The sequence below is a fragment of the Sphingomonas sp. genome, assembly GCF_029239295.1.
Classification (GTDB): domain Bacteria; phylum Pseudomonadota; class Alphaproteobacteria; order Sphingomonadales; family Sphingomonadaceae; genus Sphingomonas.
Genome location: NZ_JAQZBC010000015.1, coordinates 1 through 25,855, shown reverse-complemented (window position 1 = coordinate 25,855; position 25,855 = coordinate 1). Strand labels below are relative to the sequence as shown.

The following is a 25,855-nucleotide window of genomic DNA, read 5'->3' as shown; positions in this document are numbered from 1 at the left end:
TGCCTTGCGGCAAGCCGAGGGCCACCTATATCGCCAATCGTCAACGCTGTTCCGTCGCCGTAACGGGGCGTGGCAGCACATCTTTTTGGTTTTTTGTTCGAGCAGGGGCTGGAAGAGCACTCATGGCAAAAGTTATCGGTATCGATCTCGGCACCACCAACAGCTGCGTGGCAGTGATGGAGGGCGGGAAGCCCAAGGTGATCGAAAATGCGGAAGGCGCGCGCACGACGCCGTCGATCGTCGCCTTCGCCAAGGATGGCGAGCGACTGGTGGGGCAGCCAGCGAAGCGCCAAGCCGTCACCAATGGTGACAACACGATCTTCGCGGTGAAGCGCCTGATCGGCCGCCGTTTCGACGATCCGGTGACGAAGAAGGACACCGAGCTGGTTCCCTATCACATTGTGAAGGGCGCCAACGGCGACGCTTGGGTGCAGGCCGGTGGCAAGGATTATTCGCCGTCGCAGATCAGCGCCTTCACCCTGCAGAAGATGAAGGAAACCGCCGAGAGCTATCTCGGGGAGACCGTCACGCAGGCCGTGATCACGGTGCCGGCGTACTTCAACGACGCGCAGCGCCAGGCGACCAAGGACGCCGGCCAGATCGCGGGCCTCGAAGTGCTGCGCATCATCAACGAGCCGACTGCGGCTGCGCTGGCTTATGGTTTGGAGAAGCAGGACGGCAAGACGATCGCGGTCTATGACCTTGGCGGCGGCACGTTCGACGTCTCGATCCTGGAGATCGGCGACGGCGTGTTCGAAGTTAAGTCGACCAACGGCGACACCTTCCTCGGTGGCGAGGACTTCGACAACAAGCTGGTCGATTTCCTGGCGGAGAGCTTCAAGAAGGATGAGGGCATCGACCTCACCAAGGACAAGCTGGCGCTGCAGCGGCTGAAGGAAGCTGCTGAAAAGGCCAAGATCGAGCTGTCCTCTGCTGCCTCCACCGAAGTGAACCTGCCGTTCATCACGGCGGACCAGAACGGGCCGAAGCACCTTGTCAAGACGATCACCCGCGCCGATCTGGAGCGTCTGGTCGACAGCCTGATCCAGCGCACGATCGAGCCGATGAAGAAGGCACTCGCCGACGCTGGGCTGAAGGCGGGCGACATCTCGGAAGTGGTGCTGGTCGGCGGTATGACCCGCATGCCCAAGGTGCGTGAGGCGGTGAAGAACTTCTTCGGCAAGGAGCCGCACACCGGCGTGAACCCGGATGAAGTGGTTGCGATGGGTGCGGCAATTCAGGCCGGCGTGTTGCAGGGCGACGTGAAGGACGTTCTGCTGCTCGACGTGACCCCGCTTTCGCTCGGCATCGAGACGCTCGGCGGCGTGTTCACTCGCATGATCGATCGCAACACCACGATCCCGACCAAGAAGTCGCAGACCTATTCGACTGCCGATGACAATCAGCAGGCGGTGACGATCCGCGTCTTCCAGGGCGAGCGCGAGATGGCGGCCGACAACAAGATGCTCGGGCAGTTCGATCTCGTGGGCATTCCGCCGGCACCGCGTGGCGTGCCGCAGATCGAGGTGACGTTCGACATCGACGCCAACGGCATCGTCAACGTCTCCGCCAAGGACAAGGGCACCGGCAAGGAGCAGCAGATCCGCATCCAGGCATCTGGTGGTCTGTCGGACGGCGACATCGAGAAGATGGTGCAGGAAGCCGAGCAGTTCGCCGAGGAAGACAAGAAGCGCAAGGCCAGCGCCGAAGCGAAGAACAACGCCGAGAGCCTGATCCACACCACCGAACGCCAACTCGCCGACAATGGCGACAAGGTCGACGAGGCGCTGAAGGGCGAGATCCAGTCCGCGATCGATGCCGCTAAGGCAGCGGTCGAGGGTGGCGACGTCGAGCAGATGAACGAGAAGAGCCAGGCGCTGGCTCAGGTTGCGATGAAGCTTGGCCAGGCAATCTACGAGAAGCAGCAGCAGGCTGAAGCTTCGCCGAATGCCGACGCCGATGCGGCGCCGAAGGAAGATGATGTGGTCGACGCCGAATTCTCGGAAGTCGACGACAACCACAAGGCGTAAACGACGTGATCGAGCCGCCATTCACACGGGTGAGTGGCGGCTCGGCGTGTCGCCGCGCGGGGGCGCTGAATGACTGAAGTCGATTTTTACGAGTTGCTTGAGGTCGATCGCTCGGCCGATGCCGGCGCCATCAAGTCGGCGTACCGCAAGCTTGCGATGAAGTATCATCCGGACAAGAACGCCGGGTGCAAGGATTCCGAGGCCAAGTTCAAGGCGGTCAGTGAGGCTTATGATTGCCTCAAGGATCCGCAGAAGCGCGCCGCCTATGACCGCTTCGGCCATGCGGCATTCCGCAACGGCGGTGGCGCGGGCGGCCAGTCGCAGGACTTCTCCGGCTTCTCCGACATTTTCGAAAGCGTCTTTGGCGAGTTCATGGGCGGGCGCGGAGGCGGGCGGCAGCAGGTGCGCCGTGGCGCGGACCTGCGCTATGATATGGAGATCACGCTCGAGGAGGCGTATCATGGTAAGTCGGCGGAGATTACCGTCGACGTGTCCGCCTCTTGCGACACATGCCATGGATCGGGCGCGCGGGCGGGCAGCCATCCGCATACCTGCAATACTTGCGCCGGGCACGGGAAGGTGCGCGCACAGCAGGGCTTCTTCGTGGTCGAGCGTGCGTGCCCGGTCTGCAACGGATCTGGCCAGGTAATCGATGATCCGTGCCCCGACTGTCGCGGTGATGGGCGGGTGGAGCGCACCAAGTCGCTTAGCGTGGAAATCCCGCCCGGTGTCGACGAGGGCACCCGGGTTCGGATGACCGGAGAAGGCGAGGCGGGTGCACGCGGCGCGCCGGCCGGCGATCTCTACATCTTCCTTCACCTGAAGCGGCACAATCTGTTCGAACGCGAAGGCACCACTTTGTTCGCGCGAGCGCCGATCAGCTTCACCACGGCCGCGCTTGGCGGATCGCTGACCATCCCGGGGCTGGATGGGCGGAACCACGAGCTGCGGATCCCGGCCGGCATTCAGTCGGGCAAGCAACTGCGCCAGCGCGGCGCAGGGATGCCGGTTCTACAGGGGCGCGGCTTCGGCGATCTGGTGGTGCAGATCGACGTGGAGACGCCGACGCGGCTCAGCACCCGTCAGCGGGCTCTTTTGGAAGAGTTCCGGGAAACGGAGACAGGCGACGAATGCCCCGAGAGCCAAGGCTTCTTCGCTCGTCTGAAGAGTGCCTTCGCCGGAGATTGAGCCGACCGGGGGCGGGGAATGTAGAGGAGAAGGACCATGCGTATCCTGTTCCCGGCCGCCGTGGCATTGGCGGTTGTCGCTGCCCCGGGTGCGGCCCGCGATCTTAACGCCGCCCCGGCTGCCACGCCTGCGGGAAAGCCGCAAAGTTGCATTCCCCTCCGCAACATCCGCGAGACTTTGGTTCGCAACGACCGAGTGATCGATTTCCGCATGACAGGCGGGCGCTATTATCGGGTGACGCTCGACCGGCGCTGCCCGCAACTCGGCTTCGAACGTCGTTTCAGCTACGCGACATCGCTTAGCCAGTTATGCCAGCAGGACATCATCACTGTGCTGGTGGGAACCACTGTGACCCCCGGGGCGAGTTGCGGGCTTGCGCCGTTCCAGCCGGTCACGCTGGCGAAGTAGCAGCGGCGACCCGAGATTGCTGGCGGCGTCTATCCGCCCTGCTCGGCACATCTCTCTTGGCGCCGGTGGCTCAGCTGGACGGAGCGCTGCCCTGCGAGACATTTGGCAGCCGGTCCCTTCAAGAATTGCTCATCGCTGTCAAAACGGGCAGCAGGTGATCGGCTTTTTTGAGTTCGCACCGGAACAGGGCTTTGGAGCGCTCCGCGCTTTTTGGGGGGGCGCGAGCCGGCTCTTTCACGTTGACCAAGCGCGGTGGGGGCTCCATAGGGGGCCGCACGCACCCGTAGCTCAGCTGGATAGAGTGGCGGCTTCCGAAGCCGTAGGCCGTAGGTTCGAATCCTACCGGGTGCGCCATTTATCTAACAAGATAGAGAAGTGTGGGCGTGGTTATAGCGAGGCCCTGCGGAAGCACCTCTGGAAAACCACGCTTGAGCCCGCTGATGTGGATTCCGCGACTATCTGCGCCTGCCGCACTGAGCTGCAGCCCTGCGCACGGGACGCTCCTGTGATCGGCCTGGCTGTGCAGCCTCTCACCGGTGCTCATGGAATGCTGTACCGCTACGAGAGATGCCGCTGCTGCTGCTAATTTGCGGGTCCAAAGGAAGCCGCGCATTCTAGATTATACATCTCGCCCGAAGCATGCGGAGGCTGAGAGCATAAGCTTCGAGCCGCTTCAGCGCCGTTGAAACCAGAACCCGCCTGGCCGAACTTGAGGATGTGCCGCCGTCATCGGACAGGCCGCATTGAAGTCATCGAACCGTTCCTGCTTCAACCAATTGTTGGCGCAGATTAACTTGAACTCTGAATTATAGCACAGGAACGACTCTAGGAGGTATTGCTCGTTCCAAAGCCTGCGATCTTCGCGCAGCCACTTGTCCGGGTAATCGAACGGCGTGAAGATGTCGTGGACATGGACGATGACGCCGCTCTTATCGGTTGGCACGATCTGGTGGAATTCCCTCAGAACATCCCCCCAGGGTCGGATCACGTGCGAGCTGTCGATGAACAGGATATCGTTCGGCCCGAGCGCCGAGAAGAAGCTTAGATCAAGATCTTCTACCCTTTCGCGGACAACAATCACGCCGGTATTTTCGAGCCAAGGCGCCTCATAAGGCTCTATACAGGTGTGAGCGCAAGAATAGTCGCTGTTCTCGCGCAGGTTCGCGGCAATCGCGGCGCGAGCCATCAGAGTGGATTGGCCTGAGCCGACTTCGATGACTCGAGACGGCTTTTTCAGGCGAATCATGCTGTAGAGGATCTCGGCATCACCATATGAGTACATGCCGTTGTCGTACCCGAAGGCATCCTCGCTTGGCTTTTTGTCAGGGAGTGACCGCAACTCCTCGGCGAAGCGGAATGAACGAAGCAGCTCTAGCTGCGCTTCTTCATTCATGTCGAAACCCGGCAGAAACCTGGGCTTGTGTGTATCTTTCGGAAGATCCTGTTCGCAATAAGTGGGCTGATAGTAGTGCGTAGTCCGTATCTGAAATCCGGCTCTATCCTGGAGAGCGCGGAAGTGGCTCATTTTGTTGTAATGCTTTCCCAGGAACCGCAACGCCGGGGCCGCCATCCCGCCAAACGCTGTGGCGCCCAAGTCGGCGATCTTGTGTGAGAACTGCGGCACCAATCGCCCTCCAACATCTCCGGCAGAAGCGATCAGGGCTGGCCGCGAATGCGGCTTAGTTACCCAACGCTCTTCCGCTTCTCACACGAAACTAAATGAAGACGGAGTTGCTGGGCGAGGAACCTCAACCGATACGGATCGTCGGTGGCCTGCCAGTATTGGGTCTTCAGGCAGCGCACATGGGCGACTTTAGCACCGCACATCGCACCTTCACGGCATCATCCGGTACGAGCCGCGGAGTACACCACTCGGGGTGCGGTTTAATCGTTGTTGTAGCTGCCTCGTACTCGTGACTGCGTCGCTGCTTAGAAGTGCGCGAGATAGCCTCCGTCGACTGCGAGAACCTGTCCGGTGACATAGGACGCGGCAGGGGACGCGAAGAAGATGATCGCGCCCACGATTTCTTCAGGTCGGCCCCAGCGTCCGAGGGATGTGCGGCGAGCGAGATGTTCCGCGACGGCGGGATCAGCTACCATTGTTGCATTGGCCGCAGTGGCGAAGAAGCCGGGCGCCACAGCGTTGACGGTGATCTGCCGTTCGCCCAGTTCAGCCGCTAGCGCACGTGTCAGCGCCTCAAGGCCCCCCTTCGACATGGTGTACGCCGCGTCACCGGAGCGGGCGATCTGACCGGCAATAGAGCTGATGTTGATGATACGCCCACCCGGCGGCATCCGCGCGCTGATGACGCGCGCTAGATCGAACGGCGCGACGAGATTAGTTTCCAGCAGTTCCCTGACCGCACGGCGATCAATGCTGATGAGCGGGCGCCTGTCGCGCTCGCCGGCGTTGTTGATGAGAATGTCGACGGGCTTACCCGGGGGAGCGAGCGCCATGGCGGCGCCTTCTTCGCAGAGGTCGGCGACGATGACCTCCGCGGATCCGCCTGCATCGGTGATCGCGCGCGCAAGGGCGTTGAGCCGTTGGATGTTGCGCCCCTGAACGATGACATGAGCGCCGGCGGAGGCAAGCCCGCGGGCGATCTCGGTGCCCAAGCCTCCGCTCGCACCGGTCACCAGTGCAATTTTGCCGCTTAATTGAAGCACGATTTCTCCTGATCCCGCGCGTGGGTGATGCCGGCGCTGCTGTCGCCAGCCAAATAGCTGTGCCGCGACGCTCCCTTCTAGCTATATCCTTGGTTGGGCGACTTCGGGCGCGAGCGGACGTTATGTAGCAGGTGCGTCCCCGCTCGGCTTTCCAACCAAACCGCGCTTCGCTCGCGCGCGCAGTTGGTTGCGGGAGAGACCTTCATCGCGTGCGGGCCGCATCACGTGCTCGTGCGGCGAAGAGCGCACAGCATGGGAGCGCTTGCGCGCCTCACTCCCGCTTCGCCGTCTGAAGGTGATTTCGCCACGTTTGACGACGCTCGCTGTTAGCGAGCGTCGTCGTGGCCCTACGCAAGCAAGCGGACAGACGGCTCACGATCATAGAAGCGCTGCTTGGCGGCGGAGATGAACGAGCTGTCGCTACTGGTCACGCCTGCATCCTTTTGCACGCCTGCCTTGTCGAGCAGCGGTTGCGCCTCCGGACTGGCGCCAATCGCCTTGAGGTGCCCGAACGCATCCATCACGAACTGAACCGCTGCCGCTTCCTTCAACATGGCCGAACACCCGTCGTTTGAAAGCACCACTACCACCGCATCGAACAACTGCGAGGGTGTTCCGGCAAGTTGGCCATCGGCCTTCCTTCTTGTGCCATCAGACAAGGTGGCACCGCCGACCTTCGGCGCTACCAGCACAGCCTTGCCTCCCTCCGCGTCAATCGCTTCGATCACCGCATCGAGAGTTTCCGCGTCGCTACCATCGGTGAAGAGAATGCCGACCGATCTGCCTTCCAGCGTCGCCTTCATATTCTTGTGGATCGACAACGCGTCAGAGGGCGATAGATCGATGGGATCTCGCGCGGCGCCCGCCTTCTCCGGAAGATCGATCCCCAACCCATCGGCAACGCGCCTGGCCAAGTCCTCGTCAACGTTGCGGAGATTGGCGACCATTCGTGGCGGCACCTGATCCAGCAAGCCGACCTTCGACAGCTCAAACACGAAGGATGATGCGATGTGCGCCTGCTCGGCTAGCGTTTGCGAACGATAGAATAATCGCGCCTGACTATAATGGTCGGCGAACAGCTCTGAGCGGACCCGCAGTTTTTCGCCATGTTCATCACTGCCGGTCACGGCGTTGACCGTCTTGAAGCCGCGCTCAGGTGACTCCCGCGGACCTCCTTCCTCGCCATGCTCTGCGAGGCTGTTAGGCTCATAATTGGCGCGGCCCTTGGGCACCTGAGTCTGCATCTTTCCGTCCCGCTGGAAATTGCCAAATGGGCAGCGCGGGGCGTTGATCGGGATCTGGTGGAAATTCGTCGTGCCGAGGCGCGAGTTCTGGGTGTCGAGATAGCTGAACAACCGGCCTTGCAGCAGTGGATCGTTAGAAAAATCGATGCCGGGGACGATGTTGGTCGGCAGGAACGCTACCTGCTCGGTTTCAGCGAAGAAGTTGTCGGGATTGCGGTTCAGCGTCAGCGTGCCGACGATCCGTACTGGGATATCCTCTTCCGGGATCAGCTTTGTTGCATCCAGAACGTCATAGGGCTGGGCTTCTGCGAAGGCCTGATCAAACACCTGGATGCCGAGATCCCATTGAGGGAACGCTCCTGTGTCGATCGCTTCCCAAAGGTCGCGGCGCTGATAGTCATTGTCGGCTGCCTGCAGCTTCAATGCCTCGTCCCAGATCGTCGACTGAATGCCCAAGCGAGGCTTCCAGTGGAATTTGACGAAGCTGGCGTGGCCGTCGGCGTTGATGAGCTTGAACGTGTGCACGCCAAAGCCTTCCATCATGCGGAAGGAGCGGGGGAGCGTCCGGTCTGACATGGCCCACATCAGCATGTGGGTCGACTCGGGCATGAGCGACGCCCAGTCCCAGAAGGTATCGTGAGCGCTGCCAGCCTGCGGATAGGCTCGATCAGCCTCCATCTTCACGGCGTGGACGAGGTCAGGAAATTTGACCGCATCCTGGATGAAGAAGACCGGGATGTTATTACCGACGAGGTCCCAATTGCCCTCCTTGGTATAGAATTTTACGGCGAAGCCACGCACGTCGCGGGGCGTGTCAACCGATCCCGCACCGCCGGCAACTGTTGAAAATCGGACGAAGACCTCGGTCTTCTCGCCCTTTTTGAACACCGCCGCCTTGCTGAGATCGCTGACATCGTCGGTAGCCTCGAAGAAGCCGTGCGCTCCTGAACCCCGCGCGTGGACGATCCGCTCTGGGATGCGCTCGTGATCAAAGTGGAAGATCTTTTCGCGAAGGACGAAATCTTCAAGGAGCGTTGGACCGCGCGCGCCTGACTTCAGGCTGTTCTGGTTGTCGCTGACGGGAAGGCCGTGATTGGTGGTGAGAACTGGCCCATCACCTATCGCCTGCTGGTGCGTCTCCCCGCCGGCACCCTGGCCTGTCTTGTTGTCGCCCATCGCCGTTTCCTTGCCATGATAAACTGGATCAAGGCGTCAACGAACGGCGGAGCGAAACGGCGCGCGGCGTTCATATCATAAAGGCCGGTACGAGCAGGAGTCCGACGGCAAACAAAAAAATAGCGGCCCGAGGGCCGCTATTTCTTTCATCCTGAGTAAAAACTCAGTTGCTGTCGGAATCGTCGTCCGAGTCAGCGATGATCACGATGCCCGCGATCACTGCAGCAGCAGCGAGAACGGCAACGATCACGCCGCCGCCAGCAGCCTTGTCGGCCTTGGCGGTGGAGGTGCTGGCGCGAGCAGCCTTAGCGACCGACAGGCTGGATGCCGAGGTCGGCGCCGCAACAGCGGGTGCTGCAGCCAGCGAAGCAGCGGCAACAGCCGCGAGATAACCACGAACCTTCATCACGAACTCCCTTTTTTGTCCGTCGCGTCCATCTGACAGAGTTTGCAGTGCAGCGCAATCGGCTATCTTGATCGGGCCACTTCGATCTACCAGCAAATCAGGGCCTTTTTGCAACACTCTACCGTAAAACGGATGGGATTTCCTTGGTGTTTGCATGATGATCTACAGTATCAATGATCCACCGCTGCTCACCCTCGATTCCCAATGCGGTGAGACGACCAGTGCGATAGGCGCCCGTGTCTATCCCGATCCGGTTTGCGCGTTCGTCAACCTGCTCGCTGATGGTGTGGCCGTGAATCACGAACTTTCCATGGGAGCCACCATGGTCGAGGAAGGGTTGCCGAATCCAGCGTAGGTCGCGTGACGTCTGCTGCTCAAGCGGTAAGCCAGGTCGGATACCGGCGTGCACGAACAGATAGTCGCCCTCCACGACATAATCCTCAAGGGACCGAAGGAAGGCGATCTGCTCCCCGGGAATGTTCCGCTCCATCATCTCCACCAACTCGGCGATACTAGCATGGTCGATGGCTGCGGCGTCCATGCCATAGCTAAGCAGAGCCTCGTATCCGCCGGCGCGTAAGAAGAGACGAACCAGGTCTGAGTCGCCGTCGTACGCCCCGAGAAGGATCTCCTCGTGGTTGCCACATAGGCAACGAATGTCGTTCCGGCTGGCGCACATCTGGCGCACTCTCTCCACTACGCCAGCAGAGTCAGGTCCGCGATCGATCAGATCGCCTAGCAGGATGATTCCAGTCTGAGCCGCGCCACGCGAGCCATCATCCTCGTCAATGCGCGCCAACAGCTGATCCAGAAGATCGAGTCGGCCGTGAACGTCGCCAATCGCGTACAGGCGGCGACCGGCGGGAAGCTGCGCGAGGACAGGAGCGGGACGACGACGCGAAAGGAGGCGCGAAAGCATAAGCGATACATCGATGTGCGGAAGTAGGCGCCCCTTACCTTAGCCGCATCGCACCTGCAACAAGCGTCATCAACTCGCCAGCTGGAGAGGTCGTGCCGCCAACCGGAATGCAGGCTGGTCCGGCCAGATGCCCCGTGTATCCAAGACCTGTTTGTCGGCGCGCTCCTCAAGAGGGATTGAGCGGAAGACGTCATGATCGACGAGGACGATCATCATCTGACAGGTTTCGATCGCCAGGTCGACATCGACAAGGCGAGCGCCCGTCCCAGCGAACGCCTCCGGCAATGTTCGAGCATATGGTTCGACGATGCGCACCTGATCCGGGAACTGCTTTGCGAGCGCGACCGCGACCTTCAACGCGGGACTCTCTCGGAAATCATCAATATTCGCCTTGAAGGCTAGGCCAAGGCACGCAACCGGTGCGTCTGGATGCGCGGCGATCATCGCCGCAGCGGCAGCGATGACGTGATCGGTCTTTCCATCATTCACTTGCCGGGCGGTGCGGATCAATGGTGTGTTGTCAGGATCGGCGGCGACGAGAAACCATGGATCGACTGCGATGCAATGTCCGCCGACGCCAGGGCCTGGCTGAAGTATGTTGACGCGCGGGTGACGGTTGGCGAGCCGAATGACCTCCCACACGTCAACGCCCATCGTGTCGGCAACCAGGCTCAACTCGTTGGCGAAGGCGATGTTGACGTCACGAAAGGCGTTCTCGGTCAGTTTTGTCATCTCAGCGGCACGTGCGTTGGTGGTGATGCAGGCACCGCGAACGAACCGGCGATAGAAGGTCAGAGCCTTGCGGGCACACCGTGGCGTGATGCCGCCGATGACCCGGTCATTGTCGATTAGTTCGACGAGAATACGGCCGGGCAGTACCCGCTCGGGGCAATAGGCGATCGCATAATCAGAGCCTTCGCTGAGCCCGGGCGCCCGGAGGTCTGGGCGTAGCTCTGCCAGCAGATCGCGCACCTGCTCTGTGGTGCCGACGGGAGAGGTAGACTCAAGGATCACCGTATCGCCGGACTTAAGGACGGCAGCGAGAGCGCGCGCCGCCTTCAGCACGAAGCTGATGTCAGGCGTTCGATCTTCGGTGAAAGGTGTGGGCACCGCAATGACGAACACGTCCGCCGGTTCCAGCGTGGTCGAGGCACGGAGATAACCGCGCCCAACTACGCCAGAGACGAGCCCGTCCAGGTCGACTTCTTCGATATGGACCTTGCCCGAGTTGACCGTATCGACAACGTTCTGATGAACGTCGATGCCGAGCACCTTGGCACCAGTACGGGCGATGACAGCCGCAGTGGGCAAACCGATGTACCCCAGCCCGAGAACTGCGACCTTGAGCTCGCTATCAGACAGCATTGTCGATTATCTCCGCAATCCGTTGACTAGCACGACCGTCGCCGAACGGGTTGTGGGCGCGGGCCATGGCGGCATAGGCGGGCTTGTCATCAAGAAGGGTGAAGACTTCGGAAACGATGCGCTCTTCCGCGGTGCCGACCAGCCGTGCGGTACCGGCCTCAACGCCTTCTGGGCGTTCCGTGGTGTCGCGCATCACGAGCACTGGCTTACCGAGCGCGGGCGCCTCTTCCTGGACACCGCCAGAATCGGTCAGCGCGAGCGTGCAGGCATTCAGCGCGCGGATGAAGTGCGGATAGTCGAGCGGTTCAATCCGGACCACGTTCTCGTGGGCGCCAAGCGCTCCGTCCATTACAGAGCCGACGTTCGGGTTTGGGTGCATTGGAAACAAGACCGCTACGTCGGGACGTTGTGCAATACGCGCGATCGCACGGGCAATCGCGGCCATACCGTCACCGAAATTCTCTCGCCGGTGCGTGGTCACAAGCACGATACGCTTATCGCCAAAGCGGTTCAGCGTCTGATCCAATCCTGAGGCTAGGGCGGGATCATGCTCGATGCGCTGTCGGGTCCAGTGCAGAGCATCAATTACGGTGTTTCCGGTGACGTGCACGCCCGATCGGACGTTTTCACGTGCCAGAGCCTCGGCCGCCGTCGGGGTTGGCGCAAAATGCAGGTCAGCAATGGGCGCAATGATGCGGCGGTTCACCTCTTCCGGCCAAGGATGATAGATGTTGCCGGAACGTAGCCCCGCTTCGACATGAGCGACGGGTATCTGGCGGTAATAAGCGGCCAGGGCACCCGTCATTGCAGTTGCGGTGTCGCCTTGCACCACGACCCGGTCCGGTCGCTCACGGTCGAGCACCTCGCCGATCCCGGTCAGGAGCCGGGTTGTCAGCCGGTCCAGGGTCTGGCCCGGCTCCATAAGGTCGAGGTCAATGTCTGGTGACAGTTCGGCAATCGCCAAAACCTGATCAAGCAGCCCGCGATGTTGGGCCGTGACGCAGGTTCGCACTTCCATCCCGGGCGTAGCCGCTAGGGCGCGCACCACAGGGAATAATTTGATGGCTTCGGGTCGTGTCCCGAAAATTACCAAGGTCTTCATGCATGCGGATTATCACATGGCTGATTAAGAGCGGACTAAATCCGGAACTGCGTCAGCGTCTTTGCTGCCGGCGGCCGGCTCGTTAAGGTCGCGCGCAGCTATCGGGAGAAGTCAACGATGTCCTCAATCAAGCCAGTGCGAAAGGCCGTGTTTCCGGTGGCCGGGCTTGGCACCCGCTTTCTCCCTGCGACTAAGGCAATGCCCAAGGAGATGCTGACAGTCGTGGACAAGCCGCTGATTCAATATGCCGTCGAGGAAGCGCGCGAGGCGGGGATTGAGCAAATCATCTTCGTGACTGGCCGCGGGAAAGGCGCGCTCGAGGATCATTTCGACGTGTCGTTCGAACTTGAGATGACCATGCAATCGCGGGGGAGGAGCCTCGAGTTGATCGAGAACATCCGTCAGAAGCCTGGCTCACCCGTATACGTACGGCAGCAGGAGCCTCTTGGTTTGGGGCACGCGGTGTGGTGCGCGCGGGAGATCGTGGGCGACGAGCCGTTTGCCGTTCTCCTACCTGACGAGCTGATGGTCGGTACGCCCGGCTTTCTGTCGCAGATGGTCAAGGCCTATGAGCGAGTGGGCGGCAACCTGATCGGCGCTCTCGAGGTCGCGCCCGAGGAGACACACCAATATGGGATCATTACGCCCGGCGCAGTGGACGGACCACTGACCGAGGTTCTGGAAGTCACCGAAAAGCCGAAGCCCGGTACGGCAAAGTCGAACCTCATGACGCCCGGCCGCTATATTCTGCAGCCCGAGGTGATGAAGATCCTCGACAATCCGGTGAGAGGCGCAGGGGGCGAGATCCAGCTGACCGACGCCATGGCGCAGTTGATAGGAAAACAGCCGTTCCACGGCTACACGTTCTCCGGACGAAGGTTCGATTGCGGTGGCAAGGCCGGCTATATCAAAGCCAATCTGGCCCTTGCGCTTGAACGCGAGGATATCGGGGCTGACATCCGGGCGTTTGCGATCGACCTAGTCGCCTGACGCAGATCCGCATGCCGGGCAGGCCAGATCCTTCGGCACACGGATCGTGCGGAAACGAAATTCCAGCAGGTCGATCAGCGTCAGCTTGCCTGCTGGGTCGGTGCCAAAACGGACAATCGCGCGGATCACCTCTAGCGCGGCCAGGCTGCCCAAAACGCCCGTCACCGGACCGAGAACGCCCTGTTCCGAACAGGTGCCCTCATCTTGGTCTGGTGCGCTCCCGACGAGGCAGCGGTAGCAGGGCAGGTTTGGCTCCCAACCGCGGTATACACCCAATTGCCCCTCGAACTGCCCGACTGCGGCCGAGACAAGCGGAATGCGCAGCTGAAGCGCGGTGTCGGCGACGATTAGGCGCGTCGCGAAATTGTCGCAGCCATCAAGAATCACGTCGGCGCGAGCCAGCACTTCTCGGGCGTTTTCTGGAGTCAGTCGGCGCGAAATGGCCGCAGCGGTGACGAACGGATTGCGATGTTCGGCCGCTTCCGCAGCCTTATCGGCCTTCAACTTTCCTAGGTCGGGTGTGCCGAAAAGGATTTGCCTTTGAAGGTTCGACAGATCAACGCGATCGTCGTCGATGATGGAGATCCTGCCGACCCCTGCACCCGCAAGATAGGCGATTGCGGGGGAGCCAATACCGCCAGCGCCGATCACGACCACGCTCGCGGCCTTCAAACGCTTCTGACCAGCGCCCCCGATTTCCCGCAGGATGATCTGGCGAGCGTAGCGTGCGCGTTCGTCCTCGCCCAGCGTTACTGCCATTCAAACACCAGCGATGTACGAAACCATCGGGTCTCACCCACCGGTGAGAGGTTCGCCCGCGCCATGCTCAACATCACGCCGGACGCATATTGTTCAACCGTGGGGCAGCCGATCGCCTGGGGATGGATACGGCGCAATTGACCGTCTGCGGCAACGAGCACGGCCAAATTGACCCGGAGGCGGTTGTCAGCGGCTTCGCATCGTTTGGCTGCCACTTCGTCCCGCACAAAGGAGGAAAGCGCGCGCGGCATCATACGCCGCCGCCGAAACTTCAGTTCGGGCAGCGCGGCCAAGTCGCCAGGGACGGCCGTCGGCGACATCTCCGGTGCGGCGGGTGCAGCGACCTGGGGGATATGCTCGCGTTCCGCCGGGGCGAAAGTTGCCACCTGGGCGATGTGCGCCAGCGCAACCGCGATGACGTTCACCGACCCGTCGACCCGAAGCCGCCGTCACCCCGATCAGTGTCATCAAGCATGTCGCTTTCCACCAGCGATGCTCTGGTGACGGGCGCAGGCACGAGCTGAGCGATACGGTCGCCACGCTTCACGTCGAACGCAGCGTCGCCGAGGTTGGCCAGGATCACCTTCACCTCGCCCCGATAGTCCGAGTCGATCGTGCCTGGTGTGTTGAGACAGGTGATGCCGTGCTTCAGGGCCAGACCGGACCGGGGCCGCACCTGAACCTCGAACCCGTCGGGGATGGCGATCGCGAAGCCAGTAGCCACCGCGTGACGCGCTCCAGCGGCAAGCGTCACATCTTCAGCCGCGACGACGTCCATTCCGGCAGCGCCTGCGGTGGCATAGCTGGGAAGCGGCAGGTCCATCCCGTGAGGTAAACGGCGAAGGCGGATCGCGATCACGACATATTCTCCAGCGCATCAGCAATTCGCGCCGCGAGACGATCTGCCACGGCCTGCTTCGGCATATGTTCCCAGGTCTCCACAGCGTCTTTCGACACGAGGTGGATCGTGTTGGCATCGCCGCCCATCACGTCACCGGAGACGTCATTCGCGACAATCCAGTCGGCGGCTTTTCGGACCAGTTTCGTCTGAGCGTGGGGCACGACATTCTCGGTTTCGGCGGCAAACCCGATCAGGAGCCTGGGCCGTTGTGAGCCATGGCCGAGCCCGGCGAGGATATCGGGATTTTCCACGAGACGGATGTCAGGGAGGCTGCCTGGCCCATTTTTCTTGATTTTCTGATCGGCTGTCCCCGCCGCGCGCCAATCGGCGACCGCTGCAACGAGCACCGCGGCGTCCGCCGGCAGTGCAGCATCGACGGCCGCGGCCATCTCTCGCGCTGTCTCCACATCAACGCGGTCGACACCGGGCGGGGTCAGCAGCGATACCGGCCCGGCGACAAGCGTCACGCGGGCGCCGAGCGCAGCCAGCGCGCCCGCTATAGCAAAGCCCTGCTTCCCGGAGGAGCGATTGGCGATGTAGCGCACCGGATCGATCGGTTCGTGGGTCGGCCCGGCGGTGACCAGGATATGTTTGCCCGCCAACCTTGCTGCGTCCGGCGACATCAGGCTGGCGCCGGACGTCAGCGAGGGAGGCGAACGTAGCTGGCGCTCGACCTCGGCGACGATGGCTGCGGGCTCCGGCAGACGACCTGGGCCGTATTCTCCGCATGCCATTGCCCCTTCATCAGGAGCCATGATCGCGACGCCATCCGCCTGTAGCTGCGCAACATTGCGCTGCGTGGCAGGATGCTGCCACATACGTACGTTCATTGCTGGCGCCGCGAGTACCGGCTTGTCGGTGGCCAGCAGGAGCGTGGTGGCCAGATCGTTCGCGAGACCGGCTGCCATGCGCGCGAGGAGATCAGCGGTCGCGGGGGCGATCAGCACCAGATCCGCTTGTCGGCTGAGTTGGATATGGCCCATCTCGGCCTCATCCTTGAGATCCCACAGCGTGGTGTGCACTTCCTGTTCCGACAGGGCAGCCAGCGTCATAGGAGTGACGAAATGGCTGCCGCCCTCGGTAAGAACACAGCGAACGCCATGCCCCGCCTTGCGCAACAAGCGGACGATTTCGCACGCCTTGTATGCGGCGATCCCGCCGCCAACGATCAGGAGAATGCGGCTCATGGGGCTGTTCTTGTCACGGTGATGCGGCGTCTGTCGAGCGCAGCACGCACCAGATCGCGCAGCGCATCGGGAACAAAGATTAGCCCGATCATCGAAATAGGCGCAATCAAATAGGCCCAGCCAGACGCATCGACCGGCGCGAGCAACGACAGAAAGAGAAGATATCCGATCAGCGTTGCGAGCGCCCGGAAGGCGAGCGGGTCGCGCCAGGATGCCCAGCCAGCGAGTGCGAGGCCGATCGCCAGTGCGCCCAGTGACAAGGGAAGGGCTGACAGGATTGTTGTGCCCACCAAAGAGCGGACGGCAAAGCCGAAGCCGAGGATCCCAGGCCAACCCGACCATGGTTGATCAAGCGGGCCGGTAATCGCGGCGACTGCGCCGGCATGGAACCAGAGAGTGATGCCGAACACCGCTGCGGCAATGCCCCAGCAAGCCGCCTCGCGCCGAAAACCTTCCGATAACGCGCAGACGGCCATGATGATGACGAACAGTGCGGCGCCCTCGTGGAGCAGCATCGCCGAAAGGCCAAGTGCCACAGATGCGGTAGATCGATCGGGAGCACGCGTTGCTAGCGACAAGGAAATCAACAGTCCCGCCCAAAGCTCGTGATCGATAACGTGCTGCCCGAGAAGCGCGGACCACATGCCGCCCGCCGCGAACACGACGGCTACCAGTCGGGGGATGGGACGGGGAAGAATGCTGCCGAGACATTTCCACCATGATGCGAGCGTCACGAGAGCAAGCGCATAAAGCAGGAGCGCGGCGGTCACCGGACTGAGGCTGGCCTGCACCACAGACAGGGTGGGAAGGCGCACGGCGAGCCAGGGGCGGACCGGCTGGTCGCTGGCGCGCAGCGCGTCGACCGTGGCGGAATAATAATTTGCGCCGTGGCGCAACGCCTCAACCGTTGCACCGTAAGCGATCGTGCTCGCCGGATCATCGTTTGGTGTCGCAGCGGACTGCAATGACGGGTTCGAAAGCGCAGTCAGCGACGCGAGCATCAGCAGGGCGAGCAGTGCCAGGAACAGGCGCGCGCGCGGTCGCGCCAGCCCGGCGACGCGGGATGGCATGGAGATCAGGAGAGGGCGGCCGACCGCCGTACGCATGTCAGCCGATCATCGCCCAGGTTGCGGCTATCCCTGCCGCCGCGCTGGCGAGCCCGACCGCGAAATAGCGCCAGCCGCCGCCGATCCGAATGACTTCGATCTCCCGGAGCGGCGGTGCGGGGGGGGCGCCGCCGGGCGCGGGGAAGCGTGCTTCGATGCGGCGGACCAGTTCCGGGAGGCGGTACAGCGTCTTCACATCAGCGACGATCCGGTCCGCGATGGCGGCCTCCGGACCCAATTCAGTGCGGATCCACTCCTCGACCAGCGGGCCCGCGGTTTCCCACAGGTTGATGTCGGGATCGAGCGCGGTCGCGACTCCCTCGACCATCACCATCGTCTTCTGCAGAAGCAGGAGGTGCGGCTGAGTGACCATGTCGAAATCGCGAGTGATCGAGAACAGCCCGTCGAGCATCATCCCGATCGACATTTCCTTGACCGGCAAACCGCGCATCGGCTCACCGACAGCGCGAAGGGCGGTCGCGAACTCGGCGACGTCGTGGTGCGGTGGGACGTAGCCGGCTTCAAAATGGATTTCGGCAACGCGGCGGTAGTTGCCAGTGATCAGCCCGTAGAGAATTTCGGCCAGCCAGATGCGCGCCCGGCGATCGATCCGGCCCATGATGCCGAAATCAACCGCGGCAATTCGATTACCGGGCAGCGCGAACAGATTGCCCTGATGAAGATCTGCGTGAAAGAAGCCTTCGGCAATCGCCTGCCGCAAAAAGGCGTGGATCAGCGTTTGCGCGAGCAGGGGCAGGTCATAGCCGGCGGCGCGCAAGGCCTCGCGGTTCGACAGCTTGATGCCTTCGATCCATTCGAGAGTCAGCACCTTGCCCGAAGTGCGCGCCCAGTCGATCGCCGGCACTTGGAAGTTCGGCTCCGACACCATGCCTTCAGCCAATTCGCTGGCAGAAGCGGCTTCGCGCCGGAAGTCGAGTTCGCGCGCGGTCCAGCGCTTGAACGTCGCGATGACGAGCCGGGGTTGAAGCCGGGTTATCTCTCCGCCGCCGTTACGGTCGGCGGCCTCGAGCTGAGCAGCAGCCCACTCATAGGTGTCAATCGCTTCGGCGAAGTCCGCCTCTACGCCCGGACGTTGGACCTTCACTGCCACCGCCCGACCATCGATCGTAACCGCGCGGTGTACCTGCGCGATCGATGCTGCGCCTACGGGTGTCTCGTCGAAGCTGGCGAACAGGGCCTCCAGCGGACGCCCGAGGCTCTTCTCAATCTGCGGGCGAATGACGCTGAACGGCAGCGGGGGCAGTGCATCCTGCAGGCGCAGCAGGTCGAGCGCTGCTTCGTCGCCGACGATATCAGGGCGAGTTGCCAACGTCTGGCCAAGCTTGATTGCCGCTGGTCCAATTGCCTCAAACGCGTCGGCGTAGCCGGGCTGAGCGGGGACACGCGCCCCAAAGCGCGCGATGCGCAGCATCCGCCGGACCCGGGGCGGCGTGTTGGGGTCCTGCTCCAAGCCACGCAGCGCGCCGTGGCGCGCGAGCGTGCGGCCCCATTTCAGCAGGCGCCAGCTATGGACGATCGGACTGGTCACTTACCTCTCCCGCGTCGGGGAGAGGGGACGGGCAGGGATCATATCTTCCAGCCGCTGTGGATGGCGACCAAACCCCCAAGGAGCGGTTCCACCTTCGTCTGGGTGAAGCCGGCATCTCGGATCATGCCTTCGAACGTCGGCATGTCCGGGAAGCGGCGGATCGATTCGATAAGGTAGCGATAGCTATCCGCGTCCTGCGCCAGCAGCTGACCCAGTCGGGGTACCATCTTGTGCGAATAGGTGTCGTACACCTCCTTGAAACCCGGCCAGGTGGTCGTGGAGAATTCAAGGCAGAAGAAGCGCCCGCCACGGCGGAGGACACGATGCGCCTCACGCAGGGCAGCGGGTATGTCAGTCACGTTCCGGATGCCGAACGCAATCGTATAGGCATCGAAGAAACGGTCGGGAAAGGTGAGCGACTCAGCGTTCGCCTCGGTCCAGACCAGGCCGTCGATCCCGCGCTCCTGCGCGCGCTTCACGCCGACCTCAAGCATCGCGGGATTGATGTCCGCGACGGTGATCGAAGCGCCCGACTTCTCAAGGCGGAAGGCGATGTCTCCAGTGCCGCCGGCCATGTCGAGGATCTGCTCGCCGGCGCGCGGCTTCACGCGACGCACGAAGCGATCCTTCCACAAACGGTGCATGCCGCCCGACATCGCATCGTTCATCAGATCGTAGCGGCTGGCGACGTTGGTGAAGACGCCGCCAACGCGGGCAGTCTTCTCCGTGGCGGGGATTTCCTCGTAGCCGAAGGAGACGGTTTCGCTCATGGCCGCGGCTCTAGCCCGGTGCAGCGCAGCGGGCTAGGGGGCGTGGGTGCCGGAATTACCCGAAGTCGAAACCACTGTGAGAGGCCTGCGCCCCGTACTGGAGGGCGAAAGGGTGGCCTCGATCGAACTGCGCCGCGGTGATTTGCGCCGTCCGTTTCCGCCGGACCTGCGGCAAGTGATGACAGGCGCGACGATCACCAGCCTTGGGCGACGGGCGAAATACGGGCTGATCAACACCGATCGCGAGCAGACGATGATCTTTCACCTGGGCATGTCCGGGCGATGGCGAGTCGATCCGCAGGAGTTGCTGACCCACGATCATCTGGTGATCGATACCGACGAGGGCCGTCGGGTTGCGCTGAACGATCCGCGTCGATTTGGCTCGGTTGACCTTTGGCCAAGCTCAATGATCGAGTCGTTTCCGGCGTTTGTCCGCCTGGGACCGGAGCCGCTTGGCCCCGAACTGACCGCTATCGGCCTCAAGCAGGCACTTCATGGCCGGCGCGCATCGATCAAGCTGATGCTGCTCGACCAGCGCATCGTCGCGGGTCTCGGCAACATCTATGTATGCGAGGCGCTCTACATGGCGCGCATCTCACCCAAGCGGGCGGCAGGCCGAATCTCGCTGGCGCGACTCGAGCGGCTGGTCGACGCGATTCGCGCCGTGCTGCTGTCCGCGATCGAGGCGGGGGGATCGTCGTTGCGCGATTACGCACGGCCCGACGGCGAACTGGGCTATTTTTCCAAGCAATTCGCGGTGTATGGAAGGGAAGGGCAACCCTGTGCGTGCGGCGGAACGGTGCAGCGCTATGCAGAGGGTGGACGCTCCACCTTCTGGTGTCCGACCTGTCAGCGTAGTTGACCAGCCAGGGCGAGATCGGTAAGGGGAGCGCCTTCTAGGGCGATGGGTGTTCCCGCCGCCCTTTTTTCATCGACCGTTATTTCGAGGACTGTAAATGGCGAACACGCCGCAAGCGAAGAAGCGCATCCGCCGCAACCAGCGCCGGGCCGAAATCAATGGTGCGCGCGTGAGCCGCATCCGCACCTTCGTGAAGAAGGTCGAGGCAGCGCTCGCAGCGGGTGACAAGACGGCAGCGTCGGCGGCTCTCGCCGCAGTGCAGCCGGAACTGCAGCGCGGCGTCGCGCGCGGTGTTCTTCACCGCAACACTGCCAGCCGCAAGTTCTCGCGCCTGACCAAGCGTCTGTCGGCGCTCGCCTGATCCGGGCAGCCTTCCCGTCACGGGAGGGCTGAGGATAGCGAAAAGGCCGGGTGGCTTTGGTGCCACCCGGCCTTTTGCCGTGCGTGCGCCATTCGCGTGTTGGCGACGGTAGGAGCAGCCTAGAGAAACGCGCGCCCACCGGTGACCGGTATGGTCGCACCGGTGATGTAGCTGGCCTCGTCACTGGCGAGCCAGACGTAGGGTGGGGCAACCTCCGCCGGCTGACCGGCGCGGCCGATCGGCGTGTCGCTGCCGAAGTTCTTCACCTTTTCCACCGGCATCGTGGATGGGATCAACGGCGTCCAGATCGGCCCGGGCGCCACGGCGTTTACCCGGATCTTCCGATCGGCCAGCATCTTTCCGAGGCCGGCGGTGAAATTGTAGATCGCGCCCTTCGTTGTCGCATAGGCCAGCAGCTGCTCGCTCGGATCCTCGGCGTTGATCGAGCTGGTGTTGATGATCGAACTGCCCGGCTGCATGTGCGCGAGCGCGGCCTTCGCCAGATAGAACATCGAGTGGATGTTCGTGGCGAACGTTACCTGCCACTCCTCGTCCGAAATGTCCTCCAGACGTGAGAAGGTTGCCTGGTGGGCCGCATTGTTGACGAGGATGTCGATTCGGCCGAACGCGCTCGCCGTCTGATCGACGATCGCGCGGGCATGGGCGGGGTCGCTGATGTCGCCTGGAAGCAGGATCGCGCGGCGGCCGGCATCCTCCACCAACCACTTCGTTTCCTCGGCATCTTCATGCTCGTCGAGATAGCTGATCGCCACATCGGCGCCCTCTCGCGCGAAAGCGAGTGCCACGGCGCGGCCGATGCCGCTGTCAGCGCCGGTGATCAGCGCGCGGCGATCGAGCAGCCGTCCATGACCGACGTAGCTGTCCTCCCCATGATCGGGGCGCGGGTCCATCTCGGCGGTTTGACCGGGCATCGGCTGCTGTTGTTCGGGATAGGGCGGTTCAGGGCGGCGAGACATGGCATTCCTCATCATGGGGATGCCCTCAACAAGTCCCGGCGACGGCACGCGTTCCGCACTCGCCGTACGCGATAAACACAGATCAATTCATCGGTCGCTGCGGGCGGTGGTCATACCCGCAGCGACCCTGTTGCCCTGTCGCCTTCCTAGCGAAGCGAGCGATTGCCGAAATTGACCCTGGTGTAGACCATGAAGCTCTTCAGCCCATCGTCACCGTAGAAGGGCTTCAGCGCGCGGGGATAGGCATAGGCGCTGGCCAGGCCACCAAAGGCCAAGCGCACGTCGCGCGTGACCGGTACTTCAAGCTGATAGCCAAGGCTGACCTTGTTCACGGTGAAGATGTCGTGGTGGAGCGGATTATCCTCCCTGAAGAGCTCCCCCTGATCGTTGCGTTCGGCGCGGGCGTAGACGGTGTGGCGATCGTTCCAGCGAATCAGGCTTTCCGCGAGCCACGCGTTGAGCACCGGGCCAGGCTGCAGATCCTTGCGGCTCCACGCCACCGTCGTGGCCCAGTTCGCACCCGGCCCGAGTGGCTTGTTCCACGTCGCCGAGGCGGTCGTGCGCTGTTCATTCTCATCAGGATGCAGTTGCTCGGGCGACTTCAGGAAGCCGGTCGAGGCTTGAAGCGAAAGATTGGCAGTTGGATTCCAGAAAGCGCGGACCGACCAGCTATCGAGGCGAGGCGTTTCGATGTCCCATCGCTTCTCATCGGGCTCCCGCCCCTTGAAGGCGCTGGCCTCGATCTTCCAGGTGCGGGTCGAGAAGCCGGCGGTCATGACACCCCATGTGATGTGGGTCGAATCAAACCAATGGTGGCCAAGCGGCGCTTCCGGATTATCGAGGCCGGATAAGCGGTGCATGAAGGTGGGGGGGCCGAGTGCCGGCTCGCCAGGAAGTCCCGCGTAGAGGAATGCGGCGCGGCCATCGCCCAGATCGTGCGAATAGCTGACCGCCAGTTCCATGAACAGATCGTGCGGATGCTGGCGATCGACCAACTTGTTCACGCCGTCTGCGGTCTCACCGACGGCGAACAGCAGCGGATAGCCGCGCCGCCCCATCAGGGGATCGAGCGACAGCATGCCGCGCAGCCCGAGCCGGCCATGGTCGCCGATCGGGCGATTGGCCATGACCATCGCCATCGATTCGACGAAATTCTGCTGATCGCCGCGGGGGCCGCCCTGATCGGAATGGACCAGAGTCGCATTACCCTGGGCCATCCCCATCCAGTCGCCGGCGTGGAACATGGTCGCGAGCACCGGCGAACTATCCGGCTGCCACGCCGTGCCCGACGCCTCGCGGCTCATGCCATAGGGCCCCAGCATGGCGGGCATTTGATGGTCCGACCCGTGGTTCATGGCGGCGGCGCCGTGTGCCGGGGCGTGATCCATTGGCGCCGGCGCGTTGTGCTGGCGGTCCTGGGCGTGTTGCTCGTGCAGGTCATGTGCGCCGCCCTGAGCGGCGGCGGGATCGACCTGCGCGTGACCTTGGTGCAGGTGATCTGAATGCTCACCATCCTGGGAAGCCGGCGTCGGTGTCGACGTGGGCGAGGCTGGCGCGGCAGAGGTGGGCGCCGCACTTTGCGGGGCCGTGCCTGCATCGTGATGGGTGTGACCATCCGTAGACGCCGGAAGAGGGGTGGTCTGCGCCTGAGCGAGCGCCGGCATGGCCATCACGGCGCCGGCGACGAGGGTGATCACAGTCTTCATCGTACAAGCATCCAGATCGCCATTCCCAGCATGAACAGGTTTTCGGTAAGAGAAACAAAGCCGAGCGGGACGTTGCTCGACCCGCCGACGCAGGCACATTTCAGCGTGCGCCGATCGATATAGACCGCCTTGAAGACCGACACGGCACCCACGCCGCCGATCAGCAGGGCGACCGGGATGGAAATCCAGTGGAGCACGCCCGCCGTCATCAACACACCAGCGAGCGCTTCGCCGAACGGATACAGATAGGCGTAGGGCACCCAGCGTCGCGCGAGCAGATCGTACGACAGGAACATGGTGCAAAACCGTTCCACGTCCTGCAGCTTCAACAGCGCGAGCACGCACATCGACAGGCTGACGAACCACATCGCTGCCCGTTCGGTGAAAGGCGTGCCGAAAGACGCGGTGCTGACCGCGAGCGCCATCAGCGCCGTCATGGCAAATACGGCGATGACTGGTCGGTAGCTCGTATCGCCGGGCGCCGGCACGCGCTTGCCCAGGAAGCGTGTCAGATCATCGTTACCGCCGATGCGCCGGCCGTCAATGAAGGTCTGCGGCGTCGTCTGAACGCCGTGCGCCGCCTTGAAGGCGTCCACCTCTGCACGGGTGCGCAGCGGGTGATCCTCCACGGCATAGCCATGGCTTTCCAGCCGCCATTTCGACTTGAGGCCGGAGGGGCACAGATGATCGGGAAGGATCATCCGGTAGAGAACGGCTGTCTTTTCGCGCCGCATGGTCATCAAAGCTCCTTGTGCACCGATCCTTGCCCGGTGCAGCTCGGAGGCCGATATAGCCGCCGTACCATGGTACGGAGTCAAGTATGCCGACGATGACGATTTCCGGGCTGGCGCGCGAAGGGGGGGTCGGCGTGGAGACGATCCGCTACTATCAGCGTCGGGGGCTGCTGAGCGAGCCTGGGCGGCCGGTCAATGGCGTACGGCGCTATGATGGCGATGATGTTCGGCGGCTGCGCTTCATCCGTGCGGCGCAGGGGGCGGGATTTTCGCTGGAGCAGATCGGCGAGTTGCTGGCGCTGGACGCATCGCACGATCGCGCGCGCGCGCGGGCGCTGGCGGGGCAACGGATCGCGGAATTGGATCGTCGTATCGCGGACCTGCAGACGGCGCGAAACTGGCTGAGCGAATTGGAGCGCGATTGCGCGTCGGGCAGCGCCGGACCTTGCCCGATCCTGAAAGCGTTCGCGGGGTAGGGAGGGGCGACGGATGTACCGGTGCTGAGGCGCCTCGCCTCTGGAAGCGGCTAATTCTGCGCCTCTGCATTTGCGTGCTCAGCAAGGTACCTGAGTGGATCCCCTGGGGGAGACGAGGAGGAAGCAGCGCGCGCAAGTAAGACGGGGCTTCCTGCCAGCATCGTCGCCGTTGCCGGAGGAGAGGCCAAAGATGACGCCCGACCCTGTGGTGTGATCACCACTTGGCTCGAGCGAGGGGTTATCTGGAGCGTTGGAACGGTGTGCGAATAACGGGGCCAGGGATCAGCTTGCGACCGAACACCTTTCGCATCGCTGTTGCAGCGTCACCGCTCGTGAAAACAACGCGAGTGCCGCCAGAAGCGAGATCCTCGATCGCGCTGATGATCGCTCCCTTCTTGAGGCAGATCTGAGCGACTTCGGCTTCAGTGGCGTTGACGTTCATGGCACGGGACATGGCAGCTCCTCGGTAAAGCGGGAGCGCATCGTCTCTCAGCCGTGCCGATGCTCAGATCGGCGACACGGTAGATGCTATATGGGCGTGAATGGGCGGAATAGATAGCCTTGCGGCATAAAAGACGTCTGCCGGGTGCGGATCCGGCAACATTGTCGCGCCGCATTTTCGAGGGACTGGTAAAAAGAACGGCAGATCACGATATTGGGTCTATCGCACGCCTATAAACAGCATGGTGCGACCGAGAGCTGAATGCTCCCGCTTTGAGGAGCTCGATCAATGGCTGCGCAATCAGAGGCGGACTATTTTGCCGAGCGGGCGAAGGCCTGCCGCGCTGCTGCCGCCAAGTCCCGTGACGTTTTCGATGCGCTGGCGAATGCCGAGCTGGCCGAGCGGTACGACGCTTATTCGAAGGCTTCTCGCGATCGTGAAGCGCCGCCCTCGTCGATGCCGGCCCGCTAAATGGCGACCGGACCCCGATGGACGCAGACCGCGCTCGATGATCTTCGCAGTGGTCTGCGCCA

The 25,855-nt window shown here is 62.6% G+C and carries 27 protein-coding genes and 1 tRNA gene; 10 read left to right on the top strand and 18 right to left on the bottom strand.

The window, feature by feature from the left end; all coding sequences use genetic code 11:
• The first annotated feature begins 122 nt into the window (after positions 1 to 122).
• From dnaK to K0S66_RS13555, 4 genes are all read left to right on the top strand, one after another.
• Entirely contained in the window at positions 123 to 2,030 is a 1,908-nt protein-coding gene (dnaK, locus tag K0S66_RS13570) for a molecular chaperone DnaK (RefSeq protein WP_301075996.1), read from the top strand.
• Between the two features lie 69 nt (positions 2,031 to 2,099).
• Positions 2,100 to 3,218 carry a molecular chaperone DnaJ gene (dnaJ, locus tag K0S66_RS13565; protein WP_301075994.1) on the top strand — a complete coding sequence of 373 codons (1,119 nt, stop codon included), beginning with the start codon at positions 2,100 to 2,102 and terminating at the stop codon, positions 3,216 to 3,218.
• 36 nt (positions 3,219 to 3,254) lie between these two features.
• Positions 3,255 to 3,626 carry a hypothetical protein gene (locus K0S66_RS13560; protein WP_301075992.1) on the top strand — a complete coding sequence of 124 codons (372 nt, stop codon included), beginning with the start codon at positions 3,255 to 3,257 and terminating at the stop codon, positions 3,624 to 3,626.
• 277 nt (positions 3,627 to 3,903) lie between these two features.
• Positions 3,904 to 3,980, top strand: a tRNA-Arg gene (locus tag K0S66_RS13555).
• 319 nt (positions 3,981 to 4,299) lie between these two features.
• Here the strand turns inward: K0S66_RS13555 and K0S66_RS13550 are convergent.
• The 7 genes from K0S66_RS13550 to wecB form a co-directional block, all read right to left on the bottom strand.
• Positions 4,300 to 5,250 (bottom strand): class I SAM-dependent methyltransferase, encoded by a 951-nt coding sequence (locus K0S66_RS13550; protein ID WP_301076060.1) that lies wholly within the window; start codon positions 5,248 to 5,250, stop codon positions 4,300 to 4,302.
• 305 nt (positions 5,251 to 5,555) lie between these two features.
• The gene (locus K0S66_RS13545; protein ID WP_301075991.1) at positions 5,556 to 6,293 is read right to left on the bottom strand and encodes an SDR family oxidoreductase; all 738 of its coding nucleotides are present in this window, start codon (positions 6,291 to 6,293) and stop codon (positions 5,556 to 5,558) included.
• A 347-nt stretch (positions 6,294 to 6,640) separates the two neighbouring features.
• Positions 6,641 to 8,713: a catalase gene (locus K0S66_RS13540; RefSeq protein WP_301075990.1), complete on the bottom strand. Its 2,073-nt coding sequence runs from the start codon at positions 8,711 to 8,713 to the stop codon at positions 6,641 to 6,643.
• A 163-nt stretch (positions 8,714 to 8,876) separates the two neighbouring features.
• Positions 8,877 to 9,119, bottom strand: coding sequence for a hypothetical protein (locus tag K0S66_RS13535; protein ID WP_046411243.1), 243 nt, complete (start codon positions 9,117 to 9,119; stop codon positions 8,877 to 8,879).
• A gap of 118 nt (positions 9,120 to 9,237) precedes the next feature.
• On the bottom strand, positions 9,238 to 10,038 hold the full coding sequence (locus tag K0S66_RS13530; protein ID WP_301075988.1) for a metallophosphoesterase family protein: 801 nt from the start codon (positions 10,036 to 10,038) through the stop codon (positions 9,238 to 9,240).
• A 69-nt stretch (positions 10,039 to 10,107) separates the two neighbouring features.
• Positions 10,108 to 11,403 (bottom strand): UDP-N-acetyl-D-mannosamine dehydrogenase, encoded by a 1,296-nt coding sequence (gene wecC / locus K0S66_RS13525; RefSeq protein WP_301075987.1) that lies wholly within the window; start codon positions 11,401 to 11,403, stop codon positions 10,108 to 10,110.
• Complete coding sequence (gene wecB / locus K0S66_RS13520) at positions 11,393 to 12,505, bottom strand: UDP-N-acetylglucosamine 2-epimerase (non-hydrolyzing) (protein WP_301075986.1); 1,113 nt, start codon at positions 12,503 to 12,505, stop codon at positions 11,393 to 11,395. Before wecB ends, wecC begins: the two co-directional genes overlap by 11 nt.
• 117 nt (positions 12,506 to 12,622) lie before the next feature.
• Here wecB and galU point away from each other — a divergent pair, with 117 nt between their 5' ends.
• Positions 12,623 to 13,495 carry a UTP--glucose-1-phosphate uridylyltransferase GalU gene (gene galU / locus K0S66_RS13515; RefSeq protein ID WP_301075984.1) on the top strand — a complete coding sequence of 291 codons (873 nt, stop codon included), beginning with the start codon at positions 12,623 to 12,625 and terminating at the stop codon, positions 13,493 to 13,495.
• Here galU and K0S66_RS13510 read toward each other — a convergent pair.
• The 7 genes from K0S66_RS13510 to K0S66_RS13480 are packed head-to-tail and all read right to left on the bottom strand — an operon-like array spanning position 13,484 to position 19,767.
• Positions 13,484 to 14,254 (bottom strand): HesA/MoeB/ThiF family protein, encoded by a 771-nt coding sequence (locus K0S66_RS13510; RefSeq protein WP_301075983.1) that lies wholly within the window; start codon positions 14,252 to 14,254, stop codon positions 13,484 to 13,486. The two genes, galU and K0S66_RS13510, sit on opposite strands and share 12 nt — an antisense overlap.
• Complete coding sequence (locus K0S66_RS13505) at positions 14,245 to 14,679, bottom strand: hypothetical protein (RefSeq protein ID WP_301075982.1); 435 nt, start codon at positions 14,677 to 14,679, stop codon at positions 14,245 to 14,247. The genes K0S66_RS13510 and K0S66_RS13505 overlap by 10 nt, the downstream gene beginning before the upstream one ends.
• Positions 14,676 to 15,077, bottom strand: coding sequence for a dUTP diphosphatase (gene dut / locus K0S66_RS13500; protein ID WP_301076059.1), 402 nt, complete (start codon positions 15,075 to 15,077; stop codon positions 14,676 to 14,678). The genes K0S66_RS13505 and dut overlap by 4 nt, the downstream gene beginning before the upstream one ends.
• A 32-nt stretch (positions 15,078 to 15,109) precedes the next feature.
• On the bottom strand, positions 15,110 to 16,342 hold the full coding sequence (gene coaBC, locus K0S66_RS13495; RefSeq protein ID WP_301075980.1) for a bifunctional phosphopantothenoylcysteine decarboxylase/phosphopantothenate--cysteine ligase CoaBC: 1,233 nt from the start codon (positions 16,340 to 16,342) through the stop codon (positions 15,110 to 15,112).
• Positions 16,339 to 17,448 (bottom strand): hypothetical protein, encoded by a 1,110-nt coding sequence (locus tag K0S66_RS13490; protein WP_301075978.1) that lies wholly within the window; start codon positions 17,446 to 17,448, stop codon positions 16,339 to 16,341. Before K0S66_RS13490 ends, coaBC begins: the two co-directional genes overlap by 4 nt.
• Position 17,449: 1 nt before the next feature.
• On the bottom strand, positions 17,450 to 18,997 hold the full coding sequence (gene ubiB / locus K0S66_RS13485; RefSeq protein WP_301075977.1) for a 2-polyprenylphenol 6-hydroxylase: 1,548 nt from the start codon (positions 18,995 to 18,997) through the stop codon (positions 17,450 to 17,452).
• A gap of 38 nt (positions 18,998 to 19,035) precedes the next feature.
• The gene (locus K0S66_RS13480) at positions 19,036 to 19,767 is read right to left on the bottom strand and encodes a class I SAM-dependent methyltransferase (protein WP_301075976.1); all 732 of its coding nucleotides are present in this window, start codon (positions 19,765 to 19,767) and stop codon (positions 19,036 to 19,038) included.
• A 46-nt stretch (positions 19,768 to 19,813) separates the two neighbouring features.
• Here K0S66_RS13480 and mutM point away from each other — a divergent pair, with 46 nt between their 5' ends.
• Positions 19,814 to 20,629, top strand: coding sequence for a bifunctional DNA-formamidopyrimidine glycosylase/DNA-(apurinic or apyrimidinic site) lyase (mutM, locus tag K0S66_RS13475; protein WP_301075975.1), 816 nt, complete (start codon positions 19,814 to 19,816; stop codon positions 20,627 to 20,629).
• A gap of 94 nt (positions 20,630 to 20,723) precedes the next feature.
• Entirely contained in the window at positions 20,724 to 20,987 is a 264-nt protein-coding gene (gene rpsT, locus K0S66_RS13470) for a 30S ribosomal protein S20 (protein ID WP_046411219.1), read from the top strand.
• A gap of 119 nt (positions 20,988 to 21,106) precedes the next feature.
• Here the strand turns inward: rpsT and K0S66_RS13465 are convergent, their stop codons facing one another.
• Positions 21,107 to 21,964 (bottom strand): SDR family oxidoreductase, encoded by an 858-nt coding sequence (locus tag K0S66_RS13465; protein ID WP_301075974.1) that lies wholly within the window; start codon positions 21,962 to 21,964, stop codon positions 21,107 to 21,109.
• 146 nt (positions 21,965 to 22,110) lie between these two features.
• Positions 22,111 to 23,286 carry a hypothetical protein gene (locus K0S66_RS13460; RefSeq protein ID WP_301075973.1) on the bottom strand — a complete coding sequence of 392 codons (1,176 nt, stop codon included), beginning with the start codon at positions 23,284 to 23,286 and terminating at the stop codon, positions 22,111 to 22,113.
• Between the two features lie 12 nt (positions 23,287 to 23,298).
• Between K0S66_RS13460 and K0S66_RS13455 the strand changes: the two genes are divergently transcribed.
• Positions 23,299 to 23,466 (top strand): hypothetical protein, encoded by a 168-nt coding sequence (locus tag K0S66_RS13455; RefSeq protein WP_301075972.1) that lies wholly within the window; start codon positions 23,299 to 23,301, stop codon positions 23,464 to 23,466.
• A gap of 200 nt (positions 23,467 to 23,666) precedes the next feature.
• Here the strand turns inward: K0S66_RS13455 and K0S66_RS13450 are convergent, their stop codons facing one another.
• Positions 23,667 to 24,410: a MauE/DoxX family redox-associated membrane protein gene (locus K0S66_RS13450; RefSeq protein WP_301075971.1), complete on the bottom strand. Its 744-nt coding sequence runs from the start codon at positions 24,408 to 24,410 to the stop codon at positions 23,667 to 23,669.
• An 80-nt stretch (positions 24,411 to 24,490) separates the two neighbouring features.
• Here K0S66_RS13450 and K0S66_RS13445 point away from each other — a divergent pair, with 80 nt between their 5' ends.
• Positions 24,491 to 24,880 (top strand): MerR family transcriptional regulator, encoded by a 390-nt coding sequence (locus tag K0S66_RS13445; protein WP_301075970.1) that lies wholly within the window; start codon positions 24,491 to 24,493, stop codon positions 24,878 to 24,880.
• Between the two features lie 238 nt (positions 24,881 to 25,118).
• Here the strand turns inward: K0S66_RS13445 and K0S66_RS13440 are convergent, their stop codons facing one another.
• Positions 25,119 to 25,334: a hypothetical protein gene (locus K0S66_RS13440; protein ID WP_301075969.1), complete on the bottom strand. Its 216-nt coding sequence runs from the start codon at positions 25,332 to 25,334 to the stop codon at positions 25,119 to 25,121.
• A 276-nt stretch (positions 25,335 to 25,610) separates the two neighbouring features.
• On the opposite strand from K0S66_RS13440, the gene K0S66_RS13435 reads away from it, so the two are divergent.
• Positions 25,611 to 25,793, top strand: a complete 183-nt coding sequence (locus K0S66_RS13435) for a hypothetical protein (protein ID WP_301075968.1) — start codon at positions 25,611 to 25,613, stop codon at positions 25,791 to 25,793.
• The last annotated feature ends 62 nt before the right edge of the window (positions 25,794 to 25,855 follow it).